The 19,019-nt window shown below is 71.8% G+C and carries 17 protein-coding genes; 11 read left to right on the top strand and 6 right to left on the bottom strand.

All coding sequences use genetic code 11. The features are described from left to right. Positions 1–61 precede the first annotated feature (61 nt). Together OG522_RS21930 and OG522_RS21935 are read left to right on the top strand one after the other, a co-directional pair. Positions 62–1,045, top strand: a complete 984-nt coding sequence (locus OG522_RS21930) for a ScbA/BarX family gamma-butyrolactone biosynthesis protein (RefSeq protein ID WP_329464703.1) — start codon at positions 62–64, stop codon at positions 1,043–1,045. 21 nt (positions 1,046–1,066) lie between these two features. Next, on the top strand, positions 1,067–1,996 hold the full coding sequence (locus OG522_RS21935; RefSeq protein ID WP_329464704.1) for an NAD-dependent epimerase/dehydratase family protein: 930 nt from the start codon (positions 1,067–1,069) through the stop codon (positions 1,994–1,996). A gap of 21 nt (positions 1,997–2,017) precedes the next feature. On the opposite strand, the gene OG522_RS21940 is transcribed toward OG522_RS21935, so the two are convergent. Further along, the gene (locus OG522_RS21940) at positions 2,018–3,577 is read right to left on the bottom strand and encodes an FAD-dependent monooxygenase (RefSeq protein ID WP_329464705.1); all 1,560 of its coding nucleotides are present in this window, start codon (positions 3,575–3,577) and stop codon (positions 2,018–2,020) included. Positions 3,578–3,732: 155 nt separating this feature from the next. Between OG522_RS21940 and OG522_RS21945 the strand changes: the two genes are divergently transcribed. The 3 genes from OG522_RS21945 to OG522_RS21955 are packed head-to-tail and all read left to right on the top strand — an operon-like array spanning position 3,733 to position 6,462. After that, entirely contained in the window at positions 3,733–5,028 is a 1,296-nt protein-coding gene (locus OG522_RS21945; RefSeq protein WP_329464706.1) for an alpha/beta hydrolase, read from the top strand. 37 nt (positions 5,029–5,065) lie between these two features. Further along, positions 5,066–5,458: a PPOX class F420-dependent oxidoreductase gene (locus OG522_RS21950; protein ID WP_329464707.1), complete on the top strand. Its 393-nt coding sequence runs from the start codon at positions 5,066–5,068 to the stop codon at positions 5,456–5,458. Positions 5,459–5,463: 5 nt separating this feature from the next. Then, positions 5,464–6,462, top strand: a complete 999-nt coding sequence (locus OG522_RS21955; protein WP_329464708.1) for an acyl-CoA thioesterase — start codon at positions 5,464–5,466, stop codon at positions 6,460–6,462. Between the two features lie 8 nt (positions 6,463–6,470). Here OG522_RS21955 and OG522_RS21960 read toward each other — a convergent pair whose 3' ends face one another. Next, positions 6,471–7,676 carry a L,D-transpeptidase gene (locus OG522_RS21960; RefSeq protein ID WP_329464709.1) on the bottom strand — a complete coding sequence of 402 codons (1,206 nt, stop codon included), beginning with the start codon at positions 7,674–7,676 and terminating at the stop codon, positions 6,471–6,473. A 125-nt stretch (positions 7,677–7,801) separates the two neighbouring features. On the opposite strand from OG522_RS21960, the gene OG522_RS21965 reads away from it, so the two are divergent. Together OG522_RS21965 and OG522_RS21970 are read left to right on the top strand one after the other, a co-directional pair. Beyond that, entirely contained in the window at positions 7,802–8,872 is a 1,071-nt protein-coding gene (locus OG522_RS21965) for an LCP family protein (RefSeq protein ID WP_329464710.1), read from the top strand. 116 nt (positions 8,873–8,988) lie between these two features. Further along, positions 8,989–10,680 carry a class I adenylate-forming enzyme family protein gene (locus OG522_RS21970; RefSeq protein WP_329464711.1) on the top strand — a complete coding sequence of 564 codons (1,692 nt, stop codon included), beginning with the start codon at positions 8,989–8,991 and terminating at the stop codon, positions 10,678–10,680. Positions 10,681–10,701: 21 nt separating this feature from the next. On the opposite strand, the gene OG522_RS21975 is transcribed toward OG522_RS21970, so the two are convergent. Then, complete coding sequence (locus OG522_RS21975; protein WP_329467674.1) at positions 10,702–12,009, bottom strand: M6 family metalloprotease domain-containing protein; 1,308 nt, start codon at positions 12,007–12,009, stop codon at positions 10,702–10,704. Between the two features lie 371 nt (positions 12,010–12,380). Between OG522_RS21975 and OG522_RS21980 the strand changes: the two genes are divergently transcribed. Then, positions 12,381–13,031 carry a TetR/AcrR family transcriptional regulator gene (locus OG522_RS21980; protein ID WP_329464712.1) on the top strand — a complete coding sequence of 217 codons (651 nt, stop codon included), beginning with the start codon at positions 12,381–12,383 and terminating at the stop codon, positions 13,029–13,031. A 95-nt stretch (positions 13,032–13,126) separates the two neighbouring features. Continuing rightward, on the top strand, positions 13,127–14,674 hold the full coding sequence (locus OG522_RS21985) for an MFS transporter (RefSeq protein ID WP_329464713.1): 1,548 nt from the start codon (positions 13,127–13,129) through the stop codon (positions 14,672–14,674). 49 nt (positions 14,675–14,723) lie between these two features. Here the strand turns inward: OG522_RS21985 and OG522_RS21990 are convergent, their stop codons facing one another. Beyond that, on the bottom strand, positions 14,724–15,215 hold the full coding sequence (locus tag OG522_RS21990) for a MarR family winged helix-turn-helix transcriptional regulator (RefSeq protein ID WP_329464714.1): 492 nt from the start codon (positions 15,213–15,215) through the stop codon (positions 14,724–14,726). A 173-nt stretch (positions 15,216–15,388) separates the two neighbouring features. On the opposite strand from OG522_RS21990, the gene OG522_RS21995 reads away from it, so the two are divergent. After that, positions 15,389–16,174: a dioxygenase family protein gene (locus OG522_RS21995; protein WP_329464715.1), complete on the top strand. Its 786-nt coding sequence runs from the start codon at positions 15,389–15,391 to the stop codon at positions 16,172–16,174. Positions 16,175–16,213: 39 nt separating this feature from the next. Here OG522_RS21995 and OG522_RS22000 read toward each other — a convergent pair whose 3' ends face one another. Continuing rightward, positions 16,214–16,729, bottom strand: coding sequence for a GNAT family N-acetyltransferase (locus OG522_RS22000; protein WP_443074728.1), 516 nt, complete (start codon positions 16,727–16,729; stop codon positions 16,214–16,216). 169 nt (positions 16,730–16,898) lie between these two features. Here OG522_RS22000 and OG522_RS22005 point away from each other — a divergent pair, with 169 nt between their 5' ends. Next, positions 16,899–17,897 carry a sigma-70 family RNA polymerase sigma factor gene (locus OG522_RS22005; protein ID WP_329464717.1) on the top strand — a complete coding sequence of 333 codons (999 nt, stop codon included), beginning with the start codon at positions 16,899–16,901 and terminating at the stop codon, positions 17,895–17,897. Positions 17,898–18,004: 107 nt separating this feature from the next. Here OG522_RS22005 and OG522_RS22010 read toward each other — a convergent pair whose 3' ends face one another. Beyond that, entirely contained in the window at positions 18,005–18,994 is a 990-nt protein-coding gene (locus tag OG522_RS22010) for a helix-turn-helix transcriptional regulator (RefSeq protein WP_329464718.1), read from the bottom strand. Between the last annotated feature and the right edge of the window lie 25 nt (positions 18,995–19,019).

Consider the following 19,019-nt stretch of genomic DNA (forward strand, 5'->3'; position numbering starts at 1 on the left):
GCGCAGCCGGTGACTGACGTGCAGTCTTTCACCCTGCCCGCGAAGAGACAGGCCTCCTTGCATGCAGCGCAGTTCGAGCACCCTGATACCCACTGGTCACAACGCCTTTCTGGCCCCCGGGCCGGTCATCGTCCGCCAGCCCGCCGCGTCCGCGCGAGGGCTCACCACGACTGTTCCGCGCGAGTACGTGCACCGCGCCGCAGTCTCCGAAGTGCTCCTCACCAACTGGAAAACAGACAAGTCTGATTGCTTTTTGGTCAATGCTCAGTGGCCGCGCGGACACGCCCTCTTCGCGCCGACCGCCGACCACCAGGACCCGCTGCTGCTGGTCGAATCCGTGCGCCAGGTGGGGGCGCTGCTCGCCCACACCGAGTACGACGTGCCGTTCGGCCACCAGTTCCTGATGTGGAACATGTCCTTCTCCGCGCTGCCCGAAGCGCTCAGCGTGGGACCGACGCCGACCGAGGTCGAACTCCGCACCACCTGCCACGACATCGTGCGCCGCGGAAAGCAGCTCATGAGCATGGCGTACCACGTCAGCGTGGAGCGTGACGGGCTGCCGCTTGCGGTCGCCGAGGCGCGGTTCAGCTGCACCAGCCCGGCCGTCTACCGCAGGCTGCGCGGCGAACGCCCCACCACCACCGCCCTCGCCCTTCCGGTGGGCATCGCCCCCGGAAGCGTCGGACGGCCCGGATCCCGCGACGTGGTGCTCGCCGCGACGGGGGCCGGCACCCCCCTGCGCTGGCAGTTGCGGGTCGACACCTCGCACCCGATCTTCTTCGACCACCCCGTCGATCACGTGCCCGGCATGGTGCTCATCGAGTCCGCCCGCCAGGCCGCGTACGCCGCGACCGGGCTGACCGACGCCCTGCCCGTCCAGCTCGACAGCACCTTCACGCGCTACGCCGAACTCGACGCGCCCTGCTGGATCGAGGCCGAGCCGGGCCGGCCCGACGCGGCTGGAATCATTCCCGTACGCATCACCGGAACCCAGCGCGACGAGACCGTCTTCACGGCCACCGTCGGACTCCGCCCGCTCGTCTGAACCACCCCGGGAGACCGCCGCATGCCCACTGTCATGATCACCGGTGCCGGTGGCTTCATCGGCCGCCGCGTCACCCGCCAGGCTCGCAGCCTGGGCCTCCCCCTGAGGCTGCTGGCCCACCGCAGCCCCGTCGCCGCGGGCGCCCCCCACGTCCACAGCGTCTCGGCCGACCTCGCCGAACCCGGCTCGCTGCACGGCCTGTGCGAGGGAGTCGACATCCTGCTGCACTGCGCCTCACGGATCGGCGGTGACGCGCAGGACTGCGAGGCCGTCAACGCCCGCGGCACCGCCGCCCTCATGGCGGAGGCCGGGCGCGCCGGGGTGTCCCGCATCGTCTACCTGAGCACCGCCTCTGTCTACGGGCGCGGCACCTTCCGCCGCGCCAGGCCCGAGGACCTCGGCCGCGCCCCGGTGTCGGTCACCTCGCGCACCCGTGCCGCGGCCGAGGACGCCGTACTCGCGGCCGGCGGCACCGTGCTGCGGCCGCACCTGGTCTACGGAGCGGGCGACAGGTGGGTCGCCCCCACCCTGGCCCGCCTCCTGCGCACCCTGCCGGGCACCGTCGAGGGGTGGCCCGCGCTGGTCTCCGCCATCGCCGTCGACGACCTGGCGCGGGCCGTGGTGGCGAGCGGGCTCGCCCCCGCCGAGCGGCTGACGGCGTCGGTCTACCACGCCAACCACCCGCTGCCGGTGCCCTGGCACGCCCTGCTGAAGGCGGTCGCGGCCACCGCGGGCGTCCCCTGGCCCACGGCCGACCTCAGCTATCCGCAGGCGTGCGCGGTCCTCGCCGAACGGGGCCGCTCCGCGCACGACCTGGACATGATGGTCACCGACCACTGGTTCGACAGCGAACCCCTCTGGGCCGACCTGGGCTGCGACGCGGGCCCCGGTTTCGAGGAGCGTTTCCCCGAACACACCTCCTGGTACCGGGAGTTGCTGCACGCGGCGTGAGAGCCGGGAGTCGGAACCCGCTCACCGCCGAGTGCCGCGCACGATCCGCTCGACAACGCCGTCGGGGCGGATCAGCACGGCCAGCGGTCCGCGCACCCGCGTGCCGCGGTGCGCGGCGCCCGCCGGATCAAGGACCAGTCGCACCCCGTCGGCCGCCCCGGCCGCGGGGCTGCGGCGCGTCACGACCCGCAGCCACCGCTCGGAGCCGGCGCCCCGGCGCCGGCTGTCGCGGCCGGTGGCGAGCAGCCGTTCCACCTCGCCGGAGCGGGCGGCGGAGGCCGCGTCGGACGCCAGGACGAGCAGGACCGTACGCCCCTCGGTCAGCAAGTCGTGGACGTGGACGGGGCGTTGACCGGGCCCGCTGCCCAGCGGCAGGTCCGGCACGCGCCGCCCCGGCACGATCCGCCCCGCCGCGGGCCCGTGTCCAGGGTGGGTGTGGTGGAACTGCGCCATCCGCGGCGGGGCGAGCCGGCCGAGCAGCCCGCTGTGCTGACCGGCGGCCAGCGCCGTGTCCCGCAGCCTTCCGCGCCAACCGCCCAGCATCCACATCCGGGTCTGGCGGTCGGTGTCGGACACCACCGACGCGGCCACCCGGCGCCGCTCCCGCTCCCACCGGTCGACCTCGTGATCCACCCGGTCGGCGCCGGGCAGCGCGAGCCGCCAGGCCAGCGCGTGGGCGTCCTCCACCGCGGTGTTGAGCCCCTGGCCGCCAGCCGGGCTGTGGATGTGGGCCGCGTCCCCGGCGAGCAGCACCCGGCCCATTCGGAAGCGGTCGGCCCGGCGCGCGTGCACCCGGAAGATCCCGGTGCGGGACGACCCCGTCATCCGCAGCGGCACGGCACAGCGCTCGTCCGCCGCTTCCTGGAGCACCCGCAACGGGTCGTCCGACTCCGCGAACTCCCGCACCCCGGCGAACACCCGGTAGCCCCCGCCCGGCAGACCGACCACCACCAGGACGCCGCGGCTCGTCATGAAGTAGTGCGCCTCGTCGTGCGCGAGCGAGGTCTCGCACGGGCCGTCGGCGAGCAGGAAGGTCTGCGGATAGGTGAGCCCGGCGAATCCGATGCCGGCCAGCTCGCGCACCGTACTGTGCGCGCCGTCGCAGCCCACCACCCACGAGGCGGCCAGGTGTTCCGGCCCGTCCGGCGTGTCCAGCGTGGCGCGAACACCGCCGCCCCGCTGGTCGAGGCCGGTGAGGGTGCGGCCGAACTCGACTTCCCCGCCCAGGCGTTGGAAGGCTTCGCGCAGCACCGCCTCGGTCTGCTCCTGGGGCAGCGAGAGGGGCGTGGCGAAGCGCGATCCCGCGAGTTGGCCGAAGCCGATGCGGGCGACCCGGCGGCCTTCGGAGTAGTAGTTCGCGGCGGGCAGCGCGACCGAGCGTGCCAGGACCTCATCGGCCACCCCGAGCCGACGGAACACTTCCAGCGTGCGCGGCCACAGCACGATCGCCTTGGCGTGCGGATGCGGCCGGTCCTCCCGGTCGACGATCCGTACCGGCATATTGCGCCTGAGCAGTTCGATTCCCAGGGTCAGGCCCGTGGGACCGGCACCGACAATCAGGGTCTGTGGTGAATGCTGCACGCCCGGCTCCGTCTCCTCGTGAGGCATTCGAACTCCCTGAAGCTATGCGGGAAATCCGCGATACGGCAAGGAATTCAATTCAGCTTTTATTTCACTTCCATCGTGGAGTGTGAGGCTCTGGGGCAATTGCCGAGCCGACCGCCAGGAGAGAGTCCGTGACCATGGGAGACGCCCTGCGGGCCCCCGCAGCATCCAGTACCGCTTTCCCGGCGGCCGAACCGCGCGAGACCTACGGGCCGGTGGCCGGCGGCCACGGCGCCCGCCTCCTGAGGATCGGCGCGGACGACGCCCGCCGCGTGCTGGTCGTCGTGCCGCCGCGCGGCTACGGCGCCAACGTGTTCCTGCCCGTCGCCCGCGACCTGGTCCGCGCGCTGCCCGACCTCCAGGTCTGGGCCGTGGACCGCCGCCAGCAGCAGCTGGCCGACCTCGGCGGCTTCGCCGGGGACCTCGCCACGGCCCGCACCTATTACCTCCAGGGCCGCCACCGCAAGGCCGCCGCCGACACGGCCGGGGCCGCCGGGTGGGGACTCGCCGAGCTGCTCGACGACGTACGCCTGGCGGTGCGCGAAGCCGGCGCCGGCGGACGGCAGGTCATCCTCGGCGGGCACTCCCTGGGCGGGCTCACCGCACTCGCGTACGCGGCCTGGGACTTCGACGGGCGGCGCGGCGCCGAGGACCTCGCCGGGCTGATGGTCCTGGACGGCGGCCCCTACCACGCCTACCGCGGCGCGGGCATCCCCACCGGCATCACCCTGGACCAGGCCCGCGTCGCGCTCGCCGGCATCGAGGGCGGCGCGGTGTTCGAGGAGGGCATGAGCGCGGCGCTCGGCCTGGGTGACGAACCCGAGGCCGGCGCCGTCTGGTGGCAGCTCGCCGCGCGGCACGCGCTCGCCGACCCGCACGGCCCGGCCGAACTGGCCCACGCGCTGCCGGACGCCTTCGCCATCGGCCGCCCGCTCACCAACGCCGGCCTGTTCGGGCTGATCGCCGACACGCTCGCCCCGCAGCTCGGCCACGCCATCCAGTCCGGCCGGCTCACCGACACCGGCGACTGGCTCGACCTGGGCCCGAGCCCGCTGGCCCGGATCGCCCAGGCGTACGCGGGCGACAGCGAGCGCTCCGCGCGCGAGTGGTATTCGCCCAGCCGCGCCATGCTCGACTACCACGGCGTGATCGGCTTCGCCGACTCGGAGGTGGCCCGCCTCCTCGGGCTGCGGCTCTGGCACACCCACGCCCTCGACGTGCCGGTCTACGTGTTCGAGTCGAATTTCGCGAGGGGCACGGTCGGCGAGGCGGCCAGGGAGCTGGCGAAGAACACCAGAATTCCGAGCCTCGCGCTGCACAGCGATTTCTCGATGCTGCACCAGGACATTCTGTTCGCCGTCCCGGAAAGGAATTCCTTCCTGAAGACCGCGGTTCCGTTCGTGGAATCCGTGACCGCCCGTTCCTGAGCTGCGCGTTACCACCGTCGAAGGAGGAGTGCTTTCCGTGTCCGTCATTCCCGAAAGCCATCAGGACCTGCTTGAGAGGCCCCTGTTCGTGCACCTGGCCACCGTCCGCCCGGACGGCATGCCGCAGTCGAACCCGATGTGGGCGCGCTGGGACGGCGAGCTCCTGTGGTTCAGCAGCACCACCACCCGCCGCAAGTTCCGCAACATCAGCGCCGAGCCGAGGGTGTCGGTGTCCGTCAACGACCCCGAGCAGCCCTACCGCTACCTCGAACTGCGCGGGGTGGTCGAGCGCGTCGAGCCGGACCCGGACTGCCGCCTGTTCGTCCGGCTCGCCGACCGCTACGGGCGCGAACTCGGCGGACAGCTCCCGGGGGACGCCCCCCACCGCGTCGCCATCGCGGTCCGCCCCCTGCACACGACCTCCCAGTGACCGTCATGACCCTGACTCCCACGCTCCCCGCCGCCCCCGTGTGGCCGCTCGCCGAGCTGATGACCCTGGACGAGACCGGCCCCGACACCTTCCGCGGCCGGCTCACCCCGCCCTCCGCCATGCCCACCGTGTTCGGCGGGCAGATCGTGGCCCAGGCGCTCGCCGCGGCCGGCCGCACCGTGGCCCCGGGCCGCGAACCCCACTCGCTGCACGGCTACTTCCTCTTCCCCGGCGATGCCGCGGTACCGCTCACGTACCGCGTGGAACGGGTGCGCGACGGCCACTCCTTCACCAACCGGCGCGTCGTCGCCGTGCAGCACGACCGGGCCGACCGTGAGGTCTTCCACCTGACGGTGTCCTTCCAGCGCGCGAGTGCCCTGCGCGACCTGGACCACCAGACGCCGATGCCCGCCGCGCCCGCCCCCGAGACCCTGGCCGCCGCCTCCGAAGTGCCGCCCGCGCACGTGCACCCCGCGGTCATCCAGCGCCTGCGCGAGGCACGGCACGCCATCGACGTGCGGTACGTGTACGACGCCCCGTTCCCGGGCGCCACCGACCGGGACCGGCCCGCCACCCGCGTCTGGTTCCGCACCCGGCACGCCCCGGACGGCCCCGGCGCGCAGCGGCACCTGCTGCACCAGTGCCTCGTCGCCTACCTGTCCGACCTGACCCTGCTGGACGCCGCCTCGCCCTACCACCGCACCGGCCAGCGCGCGGACGGCAGGGGAGTGGCCGTCAGCCTCGACCACGCGATGTGGTTCCACCGCCCGCTGCGCGCGGACGAGTGGCTGCTCTACGAGCAGCAGAGCCCGTCCGCCTCGAACGGCCGGGGCCTGGTGCACGCCAGGATCTACACCGCCGACGGCCGCCTGGCCGCCTCGGTCGTGCAGGAGGGCGTGATCAGGCTGCGCGCCTCCGGCCGTCGGCCGATGCCGGAACTCGACCCCTACGAAGCGGACATCGATCCGTTCAGCTGGGCGGTCGCCAAGCCCGAGACGGACTGAGCGGCACCTCAGGCGCCCGCGCTGCCCGCTGTCCAGGCCGGCCAATCCATGTTCCAGCCGCCCAGCCCGTTGTCCGGCGCGACCGTGCCGCCTCCCGTGGAGTTGCGCACGATCACGATGTCGCCGGGCAGCGAGTTGGCGTAGAACCAGGCGGCGGAGGTGTCGGCATCGCCGCCGCCCTGGGCGTCCTGGAGGCCTATGCAGCCGTGGCTGGTGGCGTCGGCGCCGAAGGTCTGGGGCGAGGCCCAGTAGTTGCCGTGGATGAAGGTGCCCGAGTCGGTGAGCCGCTGGGCGTGCGGCACGTCGGGGATGTCGTACTCGTCACCGAGACCGACGGTGGTGCTGTTCATCTTGGTCTGCCGGGACTGCTCGGTGATGACCATCGTGCCGTTGTACGTGGCGTACTTGGGCTGCCCGGTGGAGACCGGCACCGTCCTGAGGGTGGCGCCGTTCTGCTGGACGGTCATCCGCTGGCCGGCCGCGTCCACGGTTGAGATCTGCTCGCGGCCCACCGTGAAGGCGAACGACCTGTCCTGAACTCCGTATATTCCCTTGGCCAGTTCGAGCCCGTCGAAGTCGAAGTCGACGCTCACCCTGGACCCCGGCCGCCAGTACTCCTGCGGGCGGAAGTCGATGCGCCGGTCGCCGAACCAGTGGCCGACGGCCTGCTGGCCGCCGGTGGAGGTGATCTTCACGGCGTGCTCGGCGGCCCGGCGGTCGGTCACCGGCTTGTCGAACCGGAAGGAGACCTCCATGCCGACGCCGACGGTGGTGTTGTCCTCGGGGGTGTAGAAGGCGATCGTCGAATTGGCCGGGGCGACGGTCGTGAAGCGCGTGGTCGTCACCGCGACGCGCCCGTCCGGATCCTTCGCCTCGGCCGTCAGGGTGTACGCGGTGCCCCGGGCCAGATTCGCCGAGGGGTGCCAGGACTTCCCCGCCGTCAGCGTCCCCGGTATCGCCTTTCCGCCTTGGGCCAGAAGAGTGACGGAGGTGAAGACGCCGTCCGCGACGCTCGCCGTGACGTCCTTGACGGTGATGCCGACATGGCCGGCGCCGTCCTTGGGCGTGGTGGTGATCCGCGCTCGCGACACCGTCGGGCTCGGGCTCGGCGCCGGGCTCGTGCCGCCGCCCGACGAGCAGCCGCCCAGGGCCAGCACGGCCATGGCGAACAGGGCCAGGAGTGCTGCGGCACTCGTGCGGTTTCCTCTCAACACGTACCTCTCCCCTCGGCGGCCGAAGGTGCCCGTTCTGCGGGGTTATGACCCTTTCTTGTAGTGTGCGGACATCCCTGTGTGTACGCATGCGGGGGTCCGGGGCACCGAGGGACGGGAGTCGATGCATGGCGTACGCACCCCGCGGCCGACGGATACCCCGGATCGGCCGGCGCACCCGCATCGCGCTCTGCTCGCTCGCCGCGGTGCTGCTGCTCCTGGCCGGTCTCGGGGCGTACACCCTGCACCGGTTGAGCAGGAACATCTCCAGCGTCGACCTCGGCTCGCTGCTCACGCCCGCCGCCTCCGCCACCTCCGACCTCAACATCCTGGTCGTCGGCTCCGATTCGCGGGCCGGGAAGAATGCGGCGCGGGCCGGCGGCGGCGACGACACCGGGCGCTCCGACACCACCCTGCTGCTCCATCTGTACCGGGGCCGCAAGAAGGCCGCGCTCATCAGCATCCCGCGCGACACCATCGTCGACCGCCCCGCCTGCACCACCGCCACCGGGCGCAAACTGCCCGGGAGCGAAGGGGTGATGTTCAACTCGGTGTACGAACTGGGCGGCTCCCCCTGCGAGGTCGCCGCGGTCGAGAAGCTCGGCGGCGGGCTGCGGATCAACCACTACGTCGAGGTCGGCTTCAACGGGTTCGCCGAGCTGGTCGACGCGCTCGGCGGCACCGGGATCACCCTCACCCGGCCCATCATCGACAAGGAGAGCGGTCTGCGCCTGCCGGCCGGCCACCACCACCTCGACGGCCAGCAGGCCCTCGATCTCGTCCGCACCCGGTACGGCGTCGGCGACGGCAGCGACCTGGGCCGCATCCAGCTCCAGCACCAGTTCCTGACGGCGCTGATCAGCAGGGTCTCCGGCCGCAGCCTGCTGACCGATCCGGACCGGCTGTTCGCGGTCGCCGACACCGCCACCAAGTCCCTGACGACGGACTCCACCCTCGCCCGGGTCGGTGACCTCGCCTCGCTGGCGTACTCGATGCGGGGGATCGGCGCGAAGGACGTCCAGATGGTCACCCTACCCACGCAGCTGGACCAGGCCGACGAGGACCGGCTCGTGCCCGACCCGGCCCGGGGTGCCCAGGTGTGGGGCGCCCTGAAGGCCGACCGTCCGGTCCCGGACACGGCGACCCGCGGCACCGCGTCGGACCCCAACGGCATCGGCGACGTGGTGAACCCCGGCTGAACGCCGCGACGCGCGGCCGACCCGTGTAGTTGCGCAATACATGAACCTTGACGGTCGCGGAGCCGTGGCAATAGCGTCCTGAGCCACGGGGGCCGGACGTTCTGGAGGGGCTTGGGTTGCCTGCGACACAGCCGCACACCGAACCAGCCGGCGCCGAGGCGCTGCTGACCGCGCCCGGGGCGCCGTTCGCCGTCGTCCGCGCACCGAGCGGTTCCCGCGAGTACGCCACCGGGCCGCGCACCCTGCGCGAGTTCGCCGAGACGGTCTGGGCCTTCGGCGACAGCCCCTTCCTGGTGGCCGAGAGCGGCACGTACACCTACGCCGAGTTCTTCGCCGCGGCCTGCGCACTCGCCCGACGGCTCACCGCGACCTACGGGCTGCGCCCCGGCGACCGGGCCGTCATCGCGATGCGCAACCACCCCGAGTGGCAAGTCTCCTTCTGGGCGGCCCAGTTGGCGGGAGTGGTCGCGGTGCCGCTGAACGCCTGGTGGACCACGGAGGAGTTCGCGTACGCGCTGGACGACTGCACCCCGAAGGCGCTGCTGGTCGACGGAGAGCGACTGGAGCAGGTGGCCGGCTGGGCCGGTACGCACGGCGTGCGCGGCATGGTCGTCCACCACACCGGGGCGCTGCCCGACGGGTTCGAGCGGTACGAGGACCTCGACGAGCTCACCGCGCCCGACCCCCACGCGGGACCGCCCGCGGTGGACGTCGACCCGGCGGCCGACGCCACCATCATCTACACCTCCGGCACCACAGGGCGCCCCAAGGGAGCCGTCGCCACCCAGCTCGCGCAGGCCGGGGCCGTCATGAACCCCCGCTTCCAGGCCGCCATGTCACTGCTCGGCCGGGGCCTGGTGCCGGGGCAGGGGCCCACCCCGGTCACCCTCATGACCTTTCCGTTCTTCCACGTGGCCGCGTTCACCTCGGTGTACGCGGCGATGGCGGCCGGCGGCTCGCTCGTCCTGATGCGCAAGTGGGACGCGGACCGCGCCCTCGCACTCATCCGGGACCACCGGGTCACCCACTTCGCGGGCGTCCCCGCCACCGCCCTTCAACTGCTGGCCGCCGCCGAGGAGTCGGGGGACGGCCTGGAGAGCCTGACCGCGCTCAACACCGGCGGCGCCGCGGCCCCGCCCGGCCTGGTGGGCGGACTCACCGCGCGGTACGGCCCGCGCATCGAGCCGCGCAACGGGTACGGGCTGACCGAGACGAGCGGCGGAGTACTCGCCAACTTCGGTGACCAGTACCGGAGTTGGCCGGACAGTGTGGGGCGGCCCACGCCCGTGACGGAGGTGCGGATCGCCGGGCCCGACGGTGCGGCGCTCGCCGATGGCGAGGTCGGTGAACTGTGGCTGCGCGGCCAGTCGTTGATCCGGGGCTACTGGAACGACCCGGCGGCCACCGAACTCGCCTTCCAGGAAGGCTGGTTCAGGACCGGAGACCTCGCGGTGGCGTGCGAGGGACGGGTCGCCGTCGTGGACCGGATCAAGGACATGGTGATCCGGGGCGGCGAGAACGTGTACTGCGTGGAGGTCGAGGCGGTGCTCCACGACCACCCCGAGGTGCTCGACGCGGCGGTGTTCGGCGTGCCGCACGCGGTGCTGGGCGAGGAGGTGGCGGCGGTGGTGCAGGTGCGGGCGGCCGCCCCGGTCACCCCGGCCGACCTGCGCGCCCACGTCGCCACGTCGCTGGCCGCTTTCAAGGTCCCGGCGCACGTGGTGCTGCGGCAGGACGCGCTGCCGCGGAACGCGACGGGGAAGGTGCTGAAGAGGGAGCTGCGGAGCGAAGTGAGCCGCCCGGCCTGAGCTTTGCCCTTCGCGGCGTTCTCAGCTCCTCGTGACCCGCACGTGATAGTTCCCCATCCCGTCCACCCCGGTCACCGCGATCCGGACCCCGTTCGCGTGGTCCACGAACGTCTCGCCCGTCGCGTACGGCGCGTCGGAGAGCTCCGCGTTGACGTTGGGGCGGCGGGTGCAGCCGCCGCTGCCGGGCTGGCTGTCGGAGATGGTGACCGGGCCCCGGCCGGTGTCCACCGCGGCGTCGACGCGGTAGACCAGCACGCCGGGTTTGCAGACGGCCTCGTCGTTGCCGGACCGGGTGCGCACCTCCATCGCGTACCCGCTCTCCTTCGTCACCGGCACGAAGACCAGCTTGGGGCCGCCGTTCACGGACAGCGGGGTGAGGACGTACTGGCTCGCCCCGCTCTCGGTCGCGCACGCCACCTGGCTGTCGTCGAGCCAGCCCAGCTTCCACTTGTGCCAGCCGAGCATGTCGTTGTTGGCGCCCCAGTCCTCGGACATGATGTCCCAGTGCCCGACGGCGCTGCCGCCCTGCGTGGTGTAGAGGTCGGGCAGTCCGAAGACGTGGCCGTTCTCGTGCGGCAGCACCCGGTAGCCGGTCTCGCCGTACGAGCCGGAGCCGTCGTCCTGGCGGCTGTAGACGAACGAGGTGTTGGCCAGCGGCACGCCGTCGGCGCGGGGCGCCTCCTCGTTGCCGGAGAACGTCACCGACAGGACGCTGTCGAGCGCCGAGGGCCCAGCGTTCGGCGTGACCAGGACGTTCACCATGTCGTACTGGGAGAAGTTCACCCGCGCCCCGGCCGCCGTGATCATGTCCTGCACGAGCCGGTGGTAGCCGGGTTCGTAGGGGGAGCCGCGGTCGATCCCGTACGCCGTGAAGGACTTCGGCATCCTGAGCCAGGTGGGGATCGGGGTGTCGGGGCGGTAGTCGAGGCGGCCGTAGGAGGCGTTGCGGAACCAGGTGGCGGTCTGCGGGAAGAACTCGTTGTACCGGCCGAGCGCGGAGCCGGTGCCCGGTGCGTCCGGGAAGTCGATCATGAGCGTGAGGGCGCGGACGACGCCGGTGGAGTGCGCGTAGCCCGGTGCGGTCGGTACGCCCTCCGACATCTGCACGCCGAGCACGGTGGGGATCCGGCAGGGGCCGAGCGAGGAGTCCCCGGGGGCGGACACGGGGCCGGCGTTGGCGCGGGTGGCCGTCGAAAGAGTGGTGGAGCCGGCGGTCAGCGCGGCGAGCGCGAGGGAGGTGAGCGCGGCGCCGAGGAAGGTGGTCCGGCGCCGGGTGGGTATCCGGCGTCCTGGCGCCCGAGCCGGGCGGGACTGGCTGACGTCCTGCATGCGCACGCGCTCGCCTTCGGGGACGCGACAGTAGGCCGGTTCCTCACTGCGCTCGTCTGATCACCCTGTGTCCGGCCTGTCGGAGGCGCGCGCTGGGTAGCCCAAATGTGGGTATGTCGCGATATCGCGATAGGTGACCCAGGTCACATCGAACCTGGGAAATAACCGGGGAAGGTTTCCCCGTTTGAACACGTGTCCCCGCGAAACGGGGAGTGCTTCCCCGCTTGGGTCAGGTCCCGGGCGGACACCCCGGGGTCGACCGGTCCGACCGGCCCCGATCCGCAGAGCCCTTTACGAGTCCGTAGCAGCCTTACGGGCCCGTGGAAGAACCCGTACCAGCCTTACGAGTCCGCATAACAAGGAGCGAAGTCGTGAAGACCGCAACCGTCGCCGCGCAGCCGCGCCGTACCCCGCGCCCGCGGGCCGACGCCCTGCGCAACCGGGAGCGGATCATCGCCGCCGCACGCGAGATGTTCGTCGAGTACGGCGCCGAGGTGCCGCTCGACGAGATCGCCCGCCGGGCAGGAGTGGGCAACGCCACGATCTACCGCCACTTCGCCGACCGCTCCGAGCTCATTACCAGCGTCGTCCTGTCCGTCATGGACCGGGTCTCGGCTCGGGCGGAGGCGGCCGCCGCCGAGGAGTTGGACCCCTTCGCCGCGCTGCGCCGGTTCGTGCACGCGGCGGCCGACGAGCGGATCGGGGCGCTGTGCCCGATGCTCTCCGACACCTTCGACGGGGACCACGCGGAGCTGCACGCGGCCCGCGAACGCCTCGAACGGGATGTGGAGGGGCTCATGCACCGGGCCCGTACGGCCGGCCGGCTGCGCGCCGACGTCGCCGTCGGTGACCTCATGGTCGCCCTCTCCCAGCTGACCCGGCCGCTCCCGGGCACCGGCTGCCTCGACATCGACCAGTTCATCCACCGCCACCTGCAGCTGTTCCTCGACGGGCTTCAGGCCCCGGCGCGGTCCGAGCTGCCGGGCAGTGCGGCGACCCTCGACGACCTCCGGAAGAGTTGATCGCCTCCTTACCTCAACTCCCCGTTCACACAACGTAGTTCAACTTAGTTACAGCACACTTACTCGGTAATCCGCGTCCCAAGGTGGCTACCCCCATGGCAAAAACAGACCAGCTCTCGCTGTCGAAGACAGCCGAGCTCTCCGCTCCCGACCCCAGTCGCTGGAAGGCGCTCGCCTTCATAGCCCTGGCCCAGCTGATGGTCGTGCTCGATGCGACCATCGTGAACATCGCGCTGCCCTCCGCCCAGCACGCGCTGCACATCAGTGACGCCAACAAGCAGTGGGTCATCACGGCCTACGCCCTCGCCTTCGGCGGGCTGCTCCTGTTCGGCGGCCGGATCGCCGACCTGTGGGGCCGCAAGCGCACCTTCGTCGTCGGCCTGCTCGGCTTCGCCGCGGCCTCCGCGCTCGGCGGCGCCGCCACCGGAGAGGCGATGCTGCTCGGCTCGCGCGCGCTTCAGGGCGCCTTCGGCGCGCTGCTCGCGCCGGCCGCCCTCTCGCTGCTCGCGGTGATGTTCACCGACGCCAAGGAGCGCGCCAAGGCCTTCGGCATCTACGGTGCGATCGCCGGTGGCGGTGGCGCGGTGGGCCTGATCCTCGGCGGCTTCCTCACCGAGTACCTGAACTGGCGCTGGACCTTCTTCGTGAACATCCCGTTCGCGATCGTCGCGGCCGGCGGCGCCTACTTCGTCATCCGTGAGCCCGCCGGCACGCGCAACCGCTCGCGCCTCGACATCCCCGGCGTCGTCCTGTCCACCCTCGGCCTCGTCGCCCTGGTGTACGGCTTCACCCGCGCCGAGTCGGCCGGCTGGTCGGACGCGCTGACCATCTCGATGTTCATCGCCTCGGCCGTGCTGCTGTCCGCCTTCGTCTTCACCGAGGCCAAGGTCCGCCACCCGCTGCTGCCCCTGCGCGTCATCGCCAACCGCAACCGCGGAGGCGTCTACCTCTCGCTCGGCCTCGCGATCATCGCGATGTTCGGCCTGTTCCTCTTCCTGACCTACTACCTCCAGGTCGTGAAGGGCTACTCGCCGGTCAAGACGGGCTTCGCGTTCCTGCCCATGATCGCGGGCATGATCACCGGATCCACCCAGATCGGCGCCCGCCTGATGACCCGGGTCCCGCCGCGCCTGCTGATGGGCCCCGGCTTCCTGACCGCCGCCACCGGCATGCTGATCCTGACCCAGCTGGACGTCTCGACCTCGTACGGCACGGTGATCTTCCCGGCGCAGATCCTGCTCGGCCTCGGCATGGGTACGGCCTTCATGCCCGCCATGTCGCTCGCCACCATCGGCGTCGAGCCGCGTGACGCGGGTGTCGCCTCCGCGATGGTCAACACCTCGCAGCAGGTCGGCGGCGCGATCGGCACCGCCCTGCTCAACACCATCGCCGCCTCGGCGACCACGGCGTACGTCACCGGCCACCTGGCGCTCGGCGCCACCAACCCGGAGCTTTTGAAGCTTCAGGCCATGGTGCACGGCTTCACCGCCGCCATCTGGTGGGCGGTCGGCATCCTGGTGACCGCCGCCGTCATCGCCGTCACCTTCATCAACACCGGCCGCCCCGGCGGCGGTTCGGTCGCCGGATCGAGCACCGGCGGGGACATCGAGGACGAGGTCCGCATCCCGGTGGTCGCCCACTGACCCCCCGGTAGCACCCCGGACGCACGACCTGCCCTGGCTCCGCTGATCCTCAGCGGAGCCAGGGCAGGTCCGCTTTGGCGTCCGCGGGCTGGAGACCCTGGGCCATCACCCGCATGATCTCGCCGAGCTGGTTCACCTGCTGCGGGGTCAGCCGGTCGAACATCGCCTGCCGCACGGCGGTCACGTGCCCCGGTGCGGCCCGCTCCAGGACCCCCAAGCCCGCCTCCGTCAGCGTCGCCAGCTGGCCCCGCTTGTCCGAGGGGCAGTCCTCGCGCCGCACCCACCCGTTCTTCTCCAGGCGCGCTATCGCGTGCGAGAGCCGCGAGCGGGTGATCTTGGCGCTCTTCGCCAGCTCGGTCATCCGCATCCGGTGCCGCGGTGCCTGCGACAGCTGGACGAGCAGCCCGTAATAGATGTGGGGCATCCCGGCGTCGCGCTGGAGCTGGCGGTCGAGGTGGTCTTCGAGGAGCGTGGTGGCGTGGAGGTAGGCGCGCCAGGTGCGCTGCTCCTCGTCGCTGAGCCAGTTGGGTGCCGTGGTCATGCATCTACTGTACGGACGCTTCTTGAAAGTTGAACTAACTGGGTTTAGAGTGGAGCGCAAGATGAACTTGAGAGTTCAAGCAATGACCTGACCGGCAGGAGCGACCGGCAGCTGACCGCAGGATCGGTCGGCCGCAGTCCGGCCGGCCCAGTGAGTGACCCGGAGAGTCCGCCATGACCGTCGCCCGCCCGGAGCGCATGCCCGCCCTTTACCTCTCCCACGGCGCCCCGCCGCTCGCCGACGACCCCGTCTGGCCCGGCGAGCTGGCCGCGTGGTCCGCGGAGCTGCCCCGCCCCGCGTCGATCCTGATGGTCTCCGCACACTGGGAGGAGGCCCCACTCGCCCTCGGTGCCACCGAGACCGTACCCCTGGTCCACGACTTCTGGGGCTTCCCCGAGCGCTACTACCAGGTACGGTACGCCGCCCCCGGCGCCCCCGAACTCGCCGACTCCGTACGCGCGTTGCTGCGCGCGCCCGGCATGCCGGTCCAGGACATCGGGGACCGCGGGCTCGACCACGGCGCGTACGTCCCGCTCGTGGAGATGTTCCCCGACGCCGACATCCCGGTCCTCCAGGTCTCCATGCCGACGCTCGACCCCCGCGAGCTGTACTCCATCGGCCGCAAGCTGGCACCGCTGCGCGACGAGGGCGTGCTGATCGTCGGCAGCGGCTTCTTCACGCACAACCTGGCCGCGCTGCGCCACACCGGCGGCCAGGTGCCCAGCTGGTCGGCCGAGTTCGACGACTGGGGTGCCCGCGCGCTGGCCGCCGCCGACGTCGATGCCCTGCTCGACTTCCAGCACAAGGCCCCCGCCGGCCGCCTCGCCCACCCCCGCACCGAGCACTTCGCCCCGCTGTTCGTGACGATGGGCGCGAGCGAGGGCGAGGCGGGCGGGGTGCGCAGCGTCATCGACGGGTTCTGGATGGGCCTCGCGAAGAGGTCGGTGCAGTACGGCTGAACGGGGCCGCGGGGTGCGGGAGTTGAGCGGCCATCGGCGCTAGTGGCCGCCGAGCTCCTTCTCGTACCAGGCCACGTCCCAGTAGCGGCCGAACTTGCGGCCCACCTCCCGGTAGGTGCCGACATGGGTGAAGCCGAAGCGTTCGTGCAGCCGTATCGAGGCCTCGTTCGGCAGCGCGATCCCCGCGTACGCGCGGTGCAGGTCCTCGCCCGCCAGCGCCTCGAACAGCGAGCGGTACAGGAGCGTGCCGACGCCCCTGCCCAGCGCCTCGGGCGCGCAGTACACGCTCAGCTCGACGGACGTGGCGTAGGCGGCCTTCGGGCGAAAGGGGCTGCTCGTCGCATAGCCCAGAACGCGGCCCCGGCCGACAAATCGGTCATCGTGAGCAACCAGAAGGCGGTGCGGGCCGTCTTCAGGGTGGGAGTGCAACCACGGACGGCGCTGTTCGGCGGTGACGGCGGTGGTGTCGAACGTGATGGCGGTCTCACGGATGAAGTGGTTGTAAATGTCCGTGAGTGCCCCCAGATCGGCCTCCACACCGGGCCTGACCTGCACGTCTGTACGTTCCTGTGGCACCTGTTCCCCTCCCGTGGCCGGACAGGGTACTGCATGATCACAAAAATCGATGGACAGGACGGGAATTCTGTCCGGATTCCAGCCGTTGTTTCCATCGGATGCAGGGCACCCGGGAGGGTGTCGCGACCCACTCAGCAAGGGAGCACGCATGGCAACCCGCGCCGTCGCCCGCCGACAGTCCGCCTCTCGCGGTTCGGATTCGGGGAGCAGTGTTCGCGCCGTCAGCGGTGAGATCGCCGACCGCGACCTGGTCGGTATGTACCTCGACGAAATCGCGCGCACGCCGTTGCTCGACGCCGCCAAGGAGGTCGAGCTGTCCCAGACCATCGAGGCCGGTGTGTACGCACGCCAGATCCTCGACGGCGAGGTGGACAGCAAGGCAGCAGGCGCCTCGCACGAAGAACTGGAGGCGCTGTACGCCGCCGGTGAGCGCGCCAAGGACCTCTTCATCCGATCCAACCTCCGTCTCGTCGTCGCCGTCGCCCGCCGCTACCCGAGGGCGGGTCTTCCGCTCCTCGACCTCATCCAGGAGGGCAACGCGGGCCTGGTGCGCGCGGTCGAGAAGTTCGACTACGCCAAGGGCTTCAAGTTCTCCACGTACGCGACCTGGTGGATCCGCCAGGCCATCACCCGCTCCATCGCCGACCAGTCCCGCACCATCCGCCTCCCCGTCCACCTGGTGGAGGAGCTGGGCCGCATCCGCCGGGTCCAGCGCGAGTTCAACCGGGAGAACGGCCGCGAACCCGAGCACACGGAGATCGCCGCGGAGCTGGGCTCCACGCCCGAGCGCGTCGGGGACGTGCTCGACTGGGCGCGCGACCCGGTCTCCCTCAACATGCCGGTCGACGACCAGGGCGAGACCCAGTTCGGCGACCTCCTGGAGGACACCTCCGCGGTGTCGCCCGAGCAGTCGGTCCTGACGCTGCTGCGCAGCGAGGAGCTGGACGACCTGATCGGCAAGCTCGACCAGCGCACCGCCTCGATCATCAAGATGCGTTACGGCATTGACGACGGTCGGGAGCGTACGCTGACAGAGGTGGGCAAAGAGCACGGACTGACCCGTGAGCGGATCCGCCAGATCGAGAAGCACGCACTGCTCGAACTGAAGAAGATGGCCCGCGACACGGGCTTCGACGCGGCGGCGTAAGCCCCGCCCCCAGAGCGAGTCCCGGCACCCTCCCCCCCCGGTGTCGGGACTCCCGGCCCCGGCACCTTCCCCCCCCTGGTGTCGGGGCCCCCTTCGTTGCCCGCTCTTCATTCCCCGCGCGATGGCCCGTGCGCGGTCGCGCGGGTGAGGCGCTCGCCCAGGTCGTGCAGATAACTCGTCATCGCCTGCGGCCCGTTGACCGTGAACTCGCAGTCCACCAGGGCGAGCCGCAGCGCCACCCACTCCAGGGAGTCGGTGCAGGTGGTGCGCAGCCGGCAGCGCCCCGCGTCCAGCGGCTGCGGCGCGCCGAGCGAGGAGGGCAGCCGGGCGGTCACGAAGTCCGCCGGCGCCTCGAAGGTCACGTCCACCTCCAGGACGGGCTGGAGCCGGTTCATCGAGGTGCGGACGAACTCCGCCGCGTTCGCCTCGGGCAGCTCGCGCGGTGCGAAGCGGGCGCCGGTCGCGAACGGCTCGGCGACCCGGTCCACCCGGAACGTACGCCAGTCCCCGCGCTCCACGTCGTACGCCACCAGGTACCACCGGCGCCCCGTCGACACCAGGCGGTACGGCTCGGCCAGGCGCTTGGTGCGCGTACCGTCCCCCGACACGTAGGAGAAGCGCAGCCGTTCCTGGCCGGTGACGGCGGAGGCCAGTGTGGTCAGGGTGTGCGGGTCGACGCTCGCGCCGTCCCCGCGCCAGGGGCCGGTCAGCGGCATCGTCGCCGCCTGGAGGCTCGCGACGCGGTGGCGCAGCCGGGACGGCAGGACCTGCTCCAGTTTGGCGAGCGCCCGCACCGAGGCCTCGTCCACGCCGTCCACGGCGTGCCCGGCGCCCGCGCGCAGGCCGACCGCGATCGCCACCGCCTCCTCGTCGTCCAGGACCAGCGGCGGCATCGCCTTGCCCGCGACCAGGCGGTAGCCGCCCTCGGCGCCCCGCGCCGCCTGCACCGGATAGCCGAGCTCGCGCAGCCGGTCGATGTCGCGCCGCACCGTACGCCGCGACACGCCGAGCCGCTCGGCGAGCTCGCCGCCGGGCCACTCGCGCGGAGTCTGGAGCAGGGAGAGCAGATGCAGCAGCCGTGCCGGGGTGTCGGTCATGTCATCCAGGATGGCCCCCCAATGC

It is taken from the genome of Streptomyces sp. NBC_01431, from assembly GCF_036231355.1.
Lineage (GTDB): Bacteria > Actinomycetota > Actinomycetes > Streptomycetales > Streptomycetaceae > Streptomyces.